The sequence below is a fragment of the Paraburkholderia tuberum STM678 genome (genome assembly GCF_902833905.1).
GTDB lineage: Bacteria > Pseudomonadota > Gammaproteobacteria > Burkholderiales > Burkholderiaceae > Paraburkholderia > Paraburkholderia tuberum.
The window spans coordinates 1-13,153 of record NZ_CADFGP010000063.1 but is presented as its reverse complement, the minus strand read 5'-3'; the positions used below and the strand labels follow the sequence as shown (position 1 = coordinate 13,153).

The 13,153-nt window shown below is 60.4% G+C and carries 11 protein-coding genes and 1 pseudogene; 5 read left to right on the top strand and 7 right to left on the bottom strand.

The genetic code is table 11. The annotated features are described in order from the left end of the window. Positions 1-6 precede the first annotated feature (6 nt). Both HWY30_RS43325 and HWY30_RS42570 read left to right on the top strand, forming a co-directional pair. Complete coding sequence (locus HWY30_RS43325) at positions 7-546, top strand: hypothetical protein (protein WP_482052464.1); 540 nt, start codon at positions 7-9, stop codon at positions 544-546. A gap of 48 nt (positions 547-594) precedes the next feature. Then, entirely contained in the window at positions 595-720 is a 126-nt protein-coding gene (locus tag HWY30_RS42570; protein WP_279613318.1) for a hypothetical protein, read from the top strand. Positions 721-752: 32 nt separating this feature from the next. Here the strand turns inward: HWY30_RS42570 and HWY30_RS34230 are convergent, their stop codons facing one another. Together HWY30_RS34230 and HWY30_RS34225 are read right to left on the bottom strand one after the other, a co-directional pair. Beyond that, the gene (locus tag HWY30_RS34230) at positions 753-1,820 is read right to left on the bottom strand and encodes a rhodanese-like domain-containing protein (protein WP_090807797.1); all 1,068 of its coding nucleotides are present in this window, start codon (positions 1,818-1,820) and stop codon (positions 753-755) included. 57 nt (positions 1,821-1,877) lie between these two features. Next, a complete protein-coding gene (locus HWY30_RS34225) occupies positions 1,878-2,534 on the bottom strand; it encodes a peroxiredoxin (protein WP_090807799.1) in 657 nt (218 codons plus the stop codon). 868 nt (positions 2,535-3,402) lie between these two features. Between HWY30_RS34225 and HWY30_RS34220 the strand changes: the two genes are divergently transcribed. After that, positions 3,403-3,684 carry a DUF4148 domain-containing protein gene (locus HWY30_RS34220; protein WP_090807801.1) on the top strand — a complete coding sequence of 94 codons (282 nt, stop codon included), beginning with the start codon at positions 3,403-3,405 and terminating at the stop codon, positions 3,682-3,684. A 515-nt stretch (positions 3,685-4,199) separates the two neighbouring features. Continuing rightward, on the top strand, positions 4,200-6,182 hold the full coding sequence (locus tag HWY30_RS34215) for an acid phosphatase (RefSeq protein ID WP_090807803.1): 1,983 nt from the start codon (positions 4,200-4,202) through the stop codon (positions 6,180-6,182). A 90-nt stretch (positions 6,183-6,272) separates the two neighbouring features. On the opposite strand, the gene HWY30_RS34210 is transcribed toward HWY30_RS34215, so the two are convergent. The 3 genes from HWY30_RS34210 to HWY30_RS34200 form a co-directional block, all read right to left on the bottom strand. After that, entirely contained in the window at positions 6,273-7,148 is an 876-nt protein-coding gene (locus tag HWY30_RS34210; RefSeq protein ID WP_090807805.1) for an alpha/beta fold hydrolase, read from the bottom strand. Positions 7,149-8,101: 953 nt separating this feature from the next. Next, positions 8,102-9,067, bottom strand: coding sequence for a sterol desaturase family protein (locus HWY30_RS34205; protein ID WP_090807807.1), 966 nt, complete (start codon positions 9,065-9,067; stop codon positions 8,102-8,104). An 8-nt stretch (positions 9,068-9,075) separates the two neighbouring features. Next, entirely contained in the window at positions 9,076-10,092 is a 1,017-nt protein-coding gene (locus HWY30_RS34200) for a YncE family protein (protein ID WP_244145113.1), read from the bottom strand. Between the two features lie 317 nt (positions 10,093-10,409). On the opposite strand from HWY30_RS34200, the gene HWY30_RS34195 reads away from it, so the two are divergent. Further along, complete coding sequence (locus tag HWY30_RS34195) at positions 10,410-11,720, top strand: Nramp family divalent metal transporter (protein ID WP_090807811.1); 1,311 nt, start codon at positions 10,410-10,412, stop codon at positions 11,718-11,720. Between the two features lie 377 nt (positions 11,721-12,097). Here the strand turns inward: HWY30_RS34195 and HWY30_RS34190 are convergent. Further along, positions 12,098-12,732: pseudogene (locus HWY30_RS34190) on the bottom strand (oxidoreductase); the annotation flags it as partial. 115 nt (positions 12,733-12,847) lie between these two features. After that, positions 12,848-13,153, bottom strand: a 306-nt coding sequence (locus HWY30_RS34185) for an IS30 family transposase (RefSeq protein ID WP_176078997.1), incomplete at its 5' end; no start/stop codon positions are given.

Sequence of the window (13,153 nt, the reverse complement as noted above, 5' to 3'; positions counted from 1 at the left end):
TCGCCCGTGGCATTTCGTTCGATGGCCGATGGGTTTCAGCGGCCGTATTTGGCGTGCCCGTGCGACGCGTGGCAAGACGCGAAGCAGCCGCATCTGCCCGACATTACAAAAAAAGCACTGCTGTGGCCTGCCCACACAGTGCACAAAGACAACATCACCAGAAAGATGTCCGTACCTTCAGCAACGACCGGATCGCGCGATTCCGCGCGGTTATTCACCCAACCGAAAGTGCTCGTCATTGTGGCGACCGTATGCTGCCTGCTGTGGGGCAGTTCGTACCCGGCAATTAGAATTGGCTATGTGTTGCTCGGAATCACGCAAAACGATATTCCTTCAAAGCTGATCTTCGCAGGCTACCGGTTCGTGCGGTCTCGCCTACACGACCGGCGTTCGCGGTTCGATCCTGAATTCGACAACGACCTTCTTCAGTGCGCTGCTTGCCCATTTCATCTACAAGAACGACAAGGTCTCGCCACGCAAGGCACTTGGATGCCTGCTGGGATTCGTCGGCGTGATGGTCGTCAATTTTGGCGGCGGTCTGTTTGAATTTGCGTTCACCTTTTGCTATCCGCGATATGTCTGAACGAGAACATCATGGAATTGAAGAATCTCGTCGCGCTGGTGCTCGTATGCGGGGGGATCTGGCTGGTCACGCGGCCGGCGCAACGGAGCGCTGGCTATTCGAAGGCTGGCGCGGCTTTGGGGCAAGGTCGAGGCTGAGCTTGTGGGGGTTCCGAAGCGCCGACTCCCCCTCAAACACTATCCGACGCAACCGGCAACCCCTCCGTCCTCCACCGCAGCATCCCACCGGCAAGATTCGCCACCTTGCCGAACCCCGCCTTCGTCAGCAACACGCTTGCCTGCGCCGAGCGCACGCCGGACCGGCACACCGCGACCACCGGCCGCTCGCGCTCCAGTTCATCGAGCCGCCCTGTCAATTGCGACAGCGGCACCAGCTTCGCGCCCGGCAGATGACCCAAACGATCGATGAACTCGGGCGCCTCGCGCACATCGACGATCTGAAACGCGGCGCCATGCTCGAGCAGCGCCATCGGCTCGATTTCCCACACGCCGCTAAAGCGCAGCGTCAACGGTGCCCAATCCGGCGTTTCGGTCGCAACTTCGGCGCCGCCTTCCGGCTGCCCGCAACGCATGTTTGCGGGCACCGCGACCGCCATCTGCTTCGGATGCGGCAAATTCAGGTTGTTCATGTAACCGGCGAAATCGCCGACGTCGACGTCGCCGCCCAGACGCGGATTGAAGCGCCGCTCCTCGGTCACGCTCGTCACCGTGATGCCGCGATAATCGTGCGCGGGATAGAGGAGGCAGTCGTCCGGCAGTGACAGGATCTGCTCGCGCACGGACGCGAACAACTGCTGCGGACTGCCCTGCTGGAAATCGGTGCGGCCACAGCCGCGAATCAGCAGGCTGTCGCCGGTAAAGGCCATGCTCAGATCGTCGAGCACGTAGGTCAGGCAGCCGTTCGTATGGCCAGGCGTTGCGCGCACGGTCAGATGACGCGTGCCGAAGTCGATCCGATCGCCATGCGCGAGCGCTCGCGTGACGCCTTTCGCCTCGACGACCCCGGCAAGCCCGATCTCGCTGCCGCAACGCAAACGCATGCGCCATGCGCCGGTTACGTGATCAGCGTGCACGTGGGTATCGAGCGTCGTGAGCAGCCATAGGCCCAGCTCGCGCAGCAGCGCCTGATCGCGCGGCACCTGCTCGTAGACGGGGTCGATGAGCACCGCCTCGCCGCTGTCGCCGAGTAAGTATGTGTAGGTCGACGAAGCAGGATCGAACAGCTGACGAAAAATCATCTGTATCCCTTAGGAAGGTCGGCACGGCGGCCGCAAGCGGCCGCCGTGCCACATCTGTCAGCCCGGTTGTTTGGTGGTGCGCAGATACGGTTTGATAGTCTTGAAACCAGGGAAAATCTGCTGCGCCTCGTCGTTGCTGACCGCGGACGTGATGATCACGTCTTCGCCCTGCTTCCAGTTGACCGGCGTCGCGACCTTGTGTTTGGCGGTCAGTTGGATCGAATCGAGCACGCGCAGGATTTCGTCGAAGTTGCGGCCGGTGCTCATCGGGTAGGTCAGCGTCAGCTTGATCTTCTTGTCGGGACCGATGATGAAAACCGAGCGCACGGTCGCGTTGGTCGCGGCGGTGCGGCCCTCGCTGGTATCGCCCGCGTCGGCCGGCAGCATGTTGTACAGCTTGGCGATCGCGAGGTCGGTGTCGCCGATCATCGGGTATCTGACGGCGGCGCCCTGCGTTTCCTCGATGTCCGCGGCCCATTTTTCGTGGTCTTCGACCGGATCGACCGACAACCCGATCAGCTTCGCGTTGCGCCTGGTGAACTCCGGCTCGATCTTCGCCATGTAGCCCAGTTCAGTCGTGCAAACCGGCGTGAAGTCTTTCGGATGAGAGAACAGGACCGCCCATTGGTCGCCGATCCAGTCGTGGAAATCGATGGTGCCCTGCGTGGTCCGCGCGGTGAAGTTGGGCGCGGTGTCATTGATACGAAGTGACATATTGCCGTCCTGTGAAGTCGTGGTTAAGCGGAAGACCCGAGCCAGGCCTGTCTGCAACGGTCCAACACGAGCCCGGTTAATCTCGGGGATTGAAAATCACCAACGCTCACAACGATAGACGAAGCTTTCGCGGCGCATACACGCGCGGCAAGTAGGGCGTCGCCGTGCAGAAGAAGCTCGAGATCGCCGCCTGTCGGGCGAATACGAGCATTGCCGCATCGCAGTGAGATTTCAAATATAGCGCGTTACGCACAAGCCATGCTGACACCCATCGAAGTCAGTCCGGCTGGCCACTTCGAAACGGCTTAGGGGAATGACGTTTACCGGTAAATCATGGACATTCGACTCACCGGCGTGTGTTCGATAGCGCACAGATTTACCGACCCTGATTTGATCAGACCGTTCGGTCGTCCACGTCATGCGAGCAAGCGCGAGGCGCGTCGGAGCGTGCGGTACTGAAGCGCTTGCAACAAACGCAGCCTCCGTCCGCTCGAAAAACATCTGCTGAATGCTCGCCATGATGGCCCGGTTTGGCGGCGAAGTGCGGATATTCGCGATTGCGGCGGGTCAGTCCGCAGTGCCTGGCGAGTCAGGCGAACCCGGTTCGTCAAAGACGACTGCCAGATCGCCTTTTCACTGATAAACGGTCGGAACATGGCTGGCGGACGCCGCGCATCTTTCGGAGACGGGATAAGCGGCTTTTAAGGTTGCAGGGCGTACCTTCATATCCACGCACTGAATACCGGTCACCCCGTCGATCGCTATCTGTTCGCGGTCCACCTCAGCGTGAAGATCGACTCGCTTTCAATGCAGTTAGCGTGGTCCATTCGATCCATCGAAATTTGCCTATTCACCAAGGAGCCAATTTATGAAAGTCCTTATCGCTCATGCGATCCTCGCAACCACAATCGCCATTCCAGCGCTCTCGTCGGCGCAGCCCCTCACTCGCTCCGAGGTGGAAGCGAACGTCATACAGGCCGAACAGAACGGCACGCTCCATCAGTCGAAACTGCACTATCCGGACGAGAGCAGCCCGCGGCAGGCACACGCGAATAACGACTACGGTTCAGGGCCGGTAGTGAATTCGCAATCCGGACATCGCCTTTCCTTCGCAACGCCCTCAGATAACGCGATTTTCTCGCATCACTGAAGTGCTGGTGAGCGTTCGACATTCCAGACGAGCGCGTTTCGATACTTCCACACGCCTAACTTCCGGTTCTCATGCGGACGTCGCGCGTCCGATCCAACGTCGATATGAAAAAGCTAGTGCGCTCGATTGACTTCATTCTGTTGACCGCCGCGTCGGTGGGCCTCGTCATGTTTGTCGTCTGGCGAGTGGCGACGGTAAAGGGGTGGTTTTAGGCTCACGCGAAACGGTGTCCGTTAAAGGATCGCCCTGTGGTTGGCGTTCCGAATCGACATTGCACCAATACCTCGCGGAATGAAACCTTTCGCATGCTTCGCGAATGTGGATGAGCCGCAATCAAATACTAAGGAGTTCTGCGTTCACACGTCTGCGAAGCATGTGCAGCTTCCACCATCAGGTCTTCCGGGATACCTGCGAATCGCGCCACGATATCCGATACCGCGTAATCAGTCGAAACAATGCCGTCATAATTCATCCGCACAATCCGACGCCACCAACAACCACAAGAAAGTCTCGTGATGCCTCATTTTCGCGTCCCTCTCCCGCTGCGCCTCACGGTGCTCGCAAGCGTGGCGGTACTAGCCGCGTGCGGTGGTAGCAATGATTCTTCTACGCCGAGCGCCTCGAACACTTCGACGACGACGGCGACGGCCACGATCCCGGCGCCCCCTGCCGACCCCGGTTTTGTCGACAACGCCGCAATCCCCGACGTGCCCGCGTTCGTCGACACGATTGCGACTAACCAGCGCGGCGATGCGCGATATGCGACGCTCGCCACGAATGCGGGCGTGCGTGTCGTCTCGCGATTCCTCGACATCTGGCAACCGTTGACCGAGATCGTCGATGCGGGCGTCTCCGCGCCCGCCAATGGTTCCTTTCCGGCTGTCGTGCAGTCCACGTGGACAGGACTACCCAATGACGGTACGCCGGGTGGGGCTGTCGTGAACAGTGCCGTCCATGCCGCAAACATTCAATTCGTGGTCGCCGAGACGACCAACCGAACTCAGGCACAGGCCGACGCAGCCTACTACGACGACCGGCGCGGCAAAGGTTATAGCGTGACCGATGGCATGGGACCGCTCACCAATGCGTGGCGCGCGGCGGCGCAGCAGGTAACGACCATCACGTCGATTCCGGCGGATGCGACGACCGTTCTGTACAACGACAACGGCAACAACATCGGCGTCGGCAGCAGTGGCGGCAACACCAGTTTCGGCCAGGTTGTCGACCTGCTCAACATCATGGGCAACAACGCGTCCACCGAGCCGGCCAAGCGCTTCTACAAATACGCCCGGCCATACCGCTGGAGCACGAGTGTCGTGGTAGATCCGACTCTGGTGCCTGCCGAGAGCACCACGCCTTCGACCGATGGCGGATTTATCAGCGGTCACGAGGCGGAGGCCATGCGCGACGCGATGACGATGGCCTACGTGCTGCCGGAGCGGTTCCAGGAGATGGCGAGCCGCGGCCTCGAACTTGGCGAAAACCGCATTTTCGCCGGTATGCACTCGCCGCTCGACGTCATTGCTGGTCGAATGTTTGCACTTGCGGCGACTGCTGCGAATCTTTCCGATCCGAGCAACGCCGCGTTGAAGAGCGCCGCATTTAGCCAGGCGCACGCGGCCCTGATGCAGTCGACGAATACCAATTCGACGAGCTTCGCTGCTTTCGCCCACTCCGGCACGGCAGCGACGGACCGCTTCGCCGACTACGCGACGAATAAAGCGGACTTCACTCGCCGTATGACGTTCGGCTTTGCTCCGATCGAATCGACCAATGCGCCTCCCGTTGTGCCGAAGGGTGCGGAGGTGTTACTGAAGACGCGCTTTCCGTATCTGAGCGCTGAGCAGCGCCGCGTGGTGCTCAAAACGACCGAGCTTCCTTCCGGCTATCCGGTCATGGACGATGCGGAAGGGTGGGGCCGCCTCAACATGTTTGCAGCCGGAGACGGATATGGTGCGTTCCATGGCAGCGTCATCGTTTCGATGGATGCGTCCCTGGGCGGATTCAACGCGTCGGATTTGTGGCGCAACGACATTGCCGGCGCAGGGAAGTTGACGCTGCAGGGTAGCGGAACCTTGAAGCTCGGCGGCAACAACACCTGGTCGGGCGGCTCCCAGGTAAGCGGCGGCGTGCTCGAGGCCGATTCTCCGAATGCGTTCGGCACGGGCGACGTGTATGTGGGTGCGGGTGGCATCACGATCGCGGCGGCGTCGCCCGTGTCCATCGTCGGCAAGTACACGCAGCTTGCCGGCACGACACTCGAACTCGACATTGACGGTAAAGGCGCCGGCCAACTGCACGTTGGCAATCAGCTGACCATCGCCGGCGGCACGCTACACGTGAAGTTCGTGAGCGGCTATGCGCCCAAGGTCGGCGACACCATCGATCTGATCGATGGCAACGGGGCGACGAAGCAGTTCACGACGATCACGGTCGACGGCCACAAGGCGACGCCGGTCTACTCGTCGACCGGCGTGTCGGTGCACATCGATTCGTAATCCGGCCATATTGGCGTGGCTATGCGACGCCCGGATAACCCGCTGTCTGTAATGCGGAGCGTCCGGCTATGACCGTCTGTCGTTGATCGTCTAAAACGGCGATTCCTTCGTCAAAAACCGCCTGATGGCAACGGAGACGATTTCTGGAAACTCTTCGTGAATCGCGAGCTTGCCCTTCATGACCCATTCAACCTGAACATTTGGCAATTGTCCTAACGCCTCCATTTCGACACGCGATTTCGGCGGCGTCTGATCGCCGTAGATCACGAGGATCGGAATGTTGGCTCGGCGCGCAAGATCAAGGAACGCCGCACGGTTGGCGACCCGGTCTAGCGCACCGGTCACAAAGCGTACCGAACTGTGCCGGGCTCCGGGTGCACGGGTGACGGCGAGTTTGGCCGCGAGACGATCGCCGCCAAGCCAGTCAGGATCGCTGTAAACGTGTTCTCTCGCCATCATGGTGATGACATGGCGGCTGACATTGAGCCGGTAGAGAAGCGGGCCAGCGAGGGGGTGATCAATGGCAGAGCGCACACGGGAGAACCAGGCCCGCTGGCCACCCATCATCGTCGGCAACGGGCCGCGCCACGTCGGTGCGATGAGGACCAGGCGATCAACCGTATCCGAGCGCAAGACGGCCTGGTAAAGCGCGTAGGTGGCTGCATGTCCGGCCGCCACAATGGCGTGCGGTGGTGCCACGATGTCGCTTAGAAACCAGTTAAGAAACTCCGAGAGAAGCTCCGGCGACCATTCTTCCTTTGGCCGCGCCTGATCGCCGAACCCCGGCCAATCAACCGTCGTCACGTGAAACTGAGGCGCGAGCAAGTCGAGCAGCGGGCGCATCTCCAGGCGCGTGGAAATCGTACTCAGGGCCGGCAGGAGGACGACCGAAGCGCCGCTACCGGCCTCATCCACGTCCAGCGCGAACTCTCCACTGTCCCACTGGCAGCGTATCGTCTTCGTCATTGCCTTTCCAATTTGACCTTCATACGAATCACGCGGTAGATATTGATGACCAGTTTAGCTAGAGGCCGGTCTCCGGCCATGTATGGATGCGTTTTTCGTGCTGTGGAGTTGACCCGCTTTCGTGGACACCTATCCTTTGGAACAGGAGGTGTCCATCATGGGAAACTTACCGCAGTGGCAGAAACGGGTCCGGGCGCGGCCGGGCGCGGCCGGGCGCGTCGGACGGGTGTCGGCTGGTTTCGCCAATCAGATCTAGCAGGTACGTCACTGCGTCACCTGCGCTGCCCGTTCTAACACTACGGCTGCCTTGTGCCTCCGGTGATCGCACCTGAACACCAGGGAAAGGAAGTCGAAGCGTCGGGCTGCCAGCCGCGAGGGCGCTGCTCTGTAGCTCCAGACGCCCGACGTTTGCATCGCGGGACTGCCTGGAAATCAAATGCGCCACGCCTGTCTTTGACGTTTAGCCTTCGGAGACGCGTCGTAGCAGATACACGACAATCACTGCGGAACCGCTGACAAAGATTGCCAGCCCGATCGCTTTACGCGCGAGCGTGCGAACGCGCGCGCGGAGCGTGTAACGCACAAACCAGGAACTGGTTCTGCGCAACATCATTCACTCCATGGGCGCCTTGACGGGCGCGTCGCGTCGGGGAGAGACAGCCCCCTATGTTGCCGGAGCGCAGGCCGTATCGCGACGTGTATGTGCCCTGATCTTTGCTTGACAGTCTTTACCACTTCGAGCTCTTTGAACTGAGGATAGCGGGATAGAGCGGGTAGATGCCGGTATCCGGGCATTCCGAAACCGGCAACTGCAATTATCGCACCTCAGGTTCAAAGGCACAGAGCAGATGCTTTACGGTCTGCTGACAGGTTCTTTGCACCAGCCGGTCCAGACCAAATCCAGGCGCACATGAACCGGCCCGTTTGGGCATTGGCGCAATGCAGGGATGTTCTCAGGAGGAACTGCGGTGAGCCTTTGCCGGTTGCCGCCACTGTTCAAGGAAAAACTGCAAGCCGCCCAATTGCTGTGCGATGTAGCCGCCCGTGGCCATCGATTCCGGTGCGCGCCGGTCGCCTGTAGGCGGGTACTCGGCGGAGAAGTCCGCTGTACCAAACACGACGTCCCAGATCGGGAACACGGCGCCGTAGTTACAGGAATTGCGGCCGGCCGCGCGCAGGCCATGATGCAACCGGTGAAAGCGTGGCGAGACGATCAACCGGTCCCCGAGCCAGCCGAACGAAAGCTTGATATTGGCGTGGCTCAGGCTTTCGATGAAGCGCATGAACAGGAACAGCAGCGGAAACTGCAGCGGCGGAATACCGATCGCGAGGCCGACGATGCCGAACCAGATTGCGGCGACCAGGTCGTCAAGCAGATGGTTGCGGTCGTCCGACCAGAAACTCATCTGCCGCTGCGCATGATGCAACGCATGCAGTGCGTACCAGCTACGGTATGAGTGCGACAGGCGGTGACGCCAGTAATCGGCACAGTCCAGAATCAGCGCGTACGCGATGAAGGTAATGACCGGATGTCCGAGAAGCGGCGGTATCAACGTCTCAAGCGTTGGCGGTATGTAGCCGTGATCGACCACGAAGCCGTTCACCCACATCTGCACCTGGTAGAACAGCAGGAAACTGACGACAGGCAACACCCCCACGCGGTTGAGGATCGTATAGAACGCGTCGGTTACGACGGCTTTGCGGTCATCCCAGCGTTCGATCGGAAAGAGTGCTTCGAGCGGCCAGCAAACCGCATACGTGACGATAACCGCGAAGAGGCCATAGACGCAGATCAGCGCCCAGTCGAAGGAAAGCTCTTCCCATTGCATCCAGCCGAAGTGATACAGCAACGGCAGAACGAGATACTGGTCGATTTCACCGGCCAGCATATTGAAGAATCTGTCGAGAAATATCAGCATGATGGACGTTAGAGCATTTCGGCGGTAACGAGACCTGGGCGGCTCATTTCGGTGGTGAGGAAGATGCCGTGCGGCGAGCGTCCGACATTAATGGTCTCATAGTTACCGCTGGCTGGATCGAGTACGGCGACCTGCTCCCGGAAACGCAGCGTCACCCATAACTTGCCGTCGGGGCCAACAGCAATATCATCTGGCCCCGCAGCGTGGAACGGATAGGTACGACGAAGCTCGAGGGTGGTTGGATCGAGCGCCACCAGCGAGCCGCCGATCCGGTTGCTCACGTAGAGCGTCGCACCGTCGGGCGTAAGAAAGACATTGTGCGGGCCGACGCCGGTTTTCACCCGCCGCAGCACGTTACCCGTCACTGGATCGACTTCCGCCACATGGTCGCTGCCCATCACGCAGACCAGTACCTTGCCGTTGTGCCAGAGCACGCCGGCGGGGGTCGATCCGACGTTCGACTTCCAGCGCATCGTCAGGTTCGTCAGGTCGAATGAAACGAGCGTGCCGGACTCCTGCATCGAATTGAAGCTCCAGCGCGAGTCCGGCGAGAAGTCGAGGTGGCTCGGCATGCCGCCGGGCGAGAAGCGCTTGACGAGCGTCAGGTCGTCGGGGCGGTAGATGTCGACATAGTTGAGCCGCAGTGCATTGACGACGAGGTAGCGGAAATCCGGCGTGAAGCCAAGCTGGTACGGATCGGCGATCACCTTATGGCCAAGCGCCAAACCGGTGTGCGGGTCGACAATGAACAGTGCATTGCCGCTGGCGTCGGCAATATAGAGCTTGCTTCTGTCGCGCGAAAGCGCCCAGTGACTGGGTTCGCGCAACGTCGGCAATGTCCGGACGATCTTGTGCGACGCCATGTCGATGACCGAAACGCTGGCTTCGCCGGAATTCATTACGATAGCGAGATTGGGGGGCGCCGCGCTGGCGATACCTGAACGAAGGGCGAGGAAAGGCGACAGGCCGAGACTCAGGGGAATGGCCAGACTACGGCCAAGTACTTCGCGACGTGAAAGCTTCATGGAGGGCATGCATGAGAGAATTAACCACTCATTCTGCTGGATGGATTCACCGTCGCGCAAGGACGAATTGCGAATGGCGCTGATATGGAGCGATGCTCAAGCGCTTCCTGTCAGTTGCCTAACAAATTTCGGGCGAAGCTGACGATGCGCATGCGATTTCGCCGTATTTGACCGAGCTTCCCGCGGCCCCGGGCGCGCTTTGCGCAGCACCCGCCCCGATCATCCGCGGAGTTTGGCCGTTGTATATTGCCATCACGCGCTAAAGAACCTGGAGTAATAGCAGTGCCACGTACGTCCAGAGAAGTCGGGAAGTGTCCATGAACAGCACTGCCGGCAAAAATACGCTCACAGATCGCACGACTGTTGCGATTCGCGATGTGCTGGCCGGCAAACGACGCGGCTTGCGCTCTGCGCTGCTGTTCGCCGGACCCGCAGTGATTGCCTCGATCGCCTACATGGACCCAGGCAATTTCGCGACCAACATCCAGGCCGGTTCCCAGTTTGGGTACACGCTGCTGTGGGTGGTACTGATGGCCAACGTGATCGCCATGCTGTTCCAGGCGCTCTCTGCCAAACTCGGCATCGTGACGGGCCGTAATCTGGCGGAAATGTGTCGCGAGCAACTGCCGCGCAAGGCCGTCTTCGTCATGTGGTGTGTCAGCGAAGTGGCTGCGATGGCAACCGACCTGGCCGAATTCCTCGGTGGCGCAATCGGCCTCGCGTTGCTGTTCAAAATGCCGTTGATGGCCGGCATGGCGGTGACCGCGGTGGTGACATACGGCATCCTCGTGTTTGAAAAAGGCGGCTACCGGCCAATGGAGATCATCATCGGCGGGCTCGTTGCTGTGATCGGTCTGTGTTACCTGGTCGAATTGTTCATTGCGCCCGTCGCATGGGGACAGGCCGGATTGCACTCGATCTTGCCCTCAATGCCGAACCGGGAAGCGCTGACCGTTTCGGTCGGTATCGTGGGCGCCACCGTGATGCCACATGCGATCTATCTCCATTCCGGGCTGACTCAGGGCCGGACTCCGGCGAGCGACGCGAGCGAGCACCGCGCGCTGCTGCGTTTTTCGAACCGGGAAGTCATCGTTGCGCTTTTCTTCGCAGGTCTCGTCAACATGGCCATGGTAATCATGGCCAGCGCGGCATTCCATGCCGGCCACCGCGACGTCGCGGAAATCGAAACTGCTTACCATACGCTCACGCCGTTGCTCGGTGCGGGCGCGGCGGCGGTTTTCCTGATTTCGCTCATCAGCTCGGGTATCTCCAGCTCCGTTGTCGGCACCATGGCTGGCCAGATGATCATGCAGGGCTTCGTCGGTTTCCGGATTCCCGTCTGGGTGCGACGTCTGGTGACCATGGTGCCGGCGTTCGTGGTGGTCGGCCTCGGCGTGAATGCCACCCAGGCGCTGGTGATCAGTCAGGTCGTTCTTTCGTTTGCGTTGCCGATCCCGATGGTGGCGCTGGTGCTCTTCACCCGCCGCAAAGACATCATGGGCGAGTTCGTCAATAGACGACTAACGGACGTTGCAGCGATTGCCGCGACGGTCGTCATCCTCGCGCTGAATGCGGTGCTATTGCTTCAGTCGTTCGGTGTCAGCATTCCGGGCATGCCTGCAAGCTGATGCAGCCCACCCGGACTCTTTGGGGATGGGCCACGCTCCCGGTGCGATGGACGGCGAAGTTTGTTCGCTAGCCATCGACTGACCGCTGGGGGACCAGAGCTCCTGCTCCAAAAACGGCTTGTCGATTCGTTCGCTTTCGTCTGTGATGCCGGTGCATGCCTATGGACGATCGCTGCTTCCATGTTCGCCTTGAGTTGTGAAACATACGGTAAGAACGGCGTTGACCCATGGGCACCTGGCTGGCTATGCGGATGAGGTCCGAGGCGGCATCTCCTGGTGCAAGCGTACGTCGACCTGGCGGGCTTCTCCGTTGTCTGGGCTGATCGTCCCAAAGAAAGCCTCGCCGGTGCGAGGCCCGGGGGTGGCTATCTGTACGGTCAGGCAAGCGCCGGGTAATCCGTGTACCCTTCTGCCCCTGGGTGATAGAACATCTCGGGCCGCGGCTCATTGAGCGATGCGTCCGATCTAAGTCGGCGCGGCAGGTCCGGGTTGGCGATGAACATCTGCCCGAAAGCAACCGCGTCGGCCTCGCCGACCGCAAGCAAACGTTCGGCGGTGTGCTTGGTCATCTTTTCGTTGGCGATATAGATGCCACCGAATGGTGCCTTCAGTGCGGGTCCGAGCCGGTCGTCTCCCAGCGCTTCACGCGCGCAGATGAAGGCAATGCGGCGTTTGCCGAGCTCGCCTGCGACATAGCCGAAGGTTGCCGCAGGTCCGAATCGCCCATCGACTTCACGTCACCGCGCGCAGACAGATGCACGCCGACCCGGTTGGCGCCCCATATGGCGACGCACGCGTCCGTGACTTCGAGCAGCAGTCTCGCACGGTTCTCGATCGACCCACCATATGCGTCAGTGCGCTGATTGGTGGAGTCCTGCAGGAACTGGTCAAGCAGATAACCGTTGGCGCAGTGGACTTCCACGCCGTCGAACCCTGCCTTTCTGGCGTTTTCAGCGCCGTGCCGGTAGGCCGCAACCACGCCGGCGATCTCGTCGGTTTCCAGGGCGCGCGGGACCTCCCTATGTGTCCGGGCGATCTTTCACGATAACCGGGACCGCGCATGACCAAACCCACCAGGAAGCAGCAATCTCCGTCCCGTCCCTCTGTAGACGCGGCAGTCTCAAGAGTCAAGTGCAACGTTTAGCTAATCCAGCCTTCTCTAACTCTTTAGCCATTGCTTCCTCGGGGGAGTCCCAGCCGAGCGTCTGGCGAGGTCGCCCGTTGAGCAATTTGGCGATGTCATTGAGTTGGGTCTGCGAGAGCGTCGAAAGGTCTGTGCCCTTTGGCAGAAACTGACGCAGCAAGCCGTTGGTGTTCTCATTGCTGCCGCGCTGCCAGGGCGCATGCGGATCAGCAAACCAGATATCGATATTGAGCCGCCTGGAGAGCTCGACATGGCAGGCCATTTCCGTTCCCCGATCGTAGGTCAGGCT

Coding starts and splice junctions, on each gene's coding strand:
- HWY30_RS42570 (WP_279613318.1), top strand. CDS start 595: ATGGAATTGAAGAATCTCGTCGCGCTGGTGCTCGTATGCGGGGGGATC.
- HWY30_RS34230 (WP_090807797.1), bottom strand. CDS start 1,820: ATGATTTTTCGTCAGCTGTTCGATCCTGCTTCGTCGACCTACACATAC.
- HWY30_RS34225 (WP_090807799.1), bottom strand. CDS start 2,534: ATGTCACTTCGTATCAATGACACCGCGCCCAACTTCACCGCGCGGACC.
- HWY30_RS34220 (WP_090807801.1), top strand. CDS start 3,403: ATGAAAGTCCTTATCGCTCATGCGATCCTCGCAACCACAATCGCCATT.
- HWY30_RS34215 (WP_090807803.1), top strand. CDS start 4,200: ATGCCTCATTTTCGCGTCCCTCTCCCGCTGCGCCTCACGGTGCTCGCA.
- HWY30_RS34210 (WP_090807805.1), bottom strand. CDS start 7,148: ATGACGAAGACGATACGCTGCCAGTGGGACAGTGGAGAGTTCGCGCTG.
- HWY30_RS34205 (WP_090807807.1), bottom strand. CDS start 9,067: ATGCTGATATTTCTCGACAGATTCTTCAATATGCTGGCCGGTGAAATC.
- HWY30_RS34200 (WP_244145113.1), bottom strand. CDS start 10,092: ATGAAGCTTTCACGTCGCGAAGTACTTGGCCGTAGTCTGGCCATTCCC.
- HWY30_RS34195 (WP_090807811.1), top strand. CDS start 10,410: ATGAACAGCACTGCCGGCAAAAATACGCTCACAGATCGCACGACTGTT.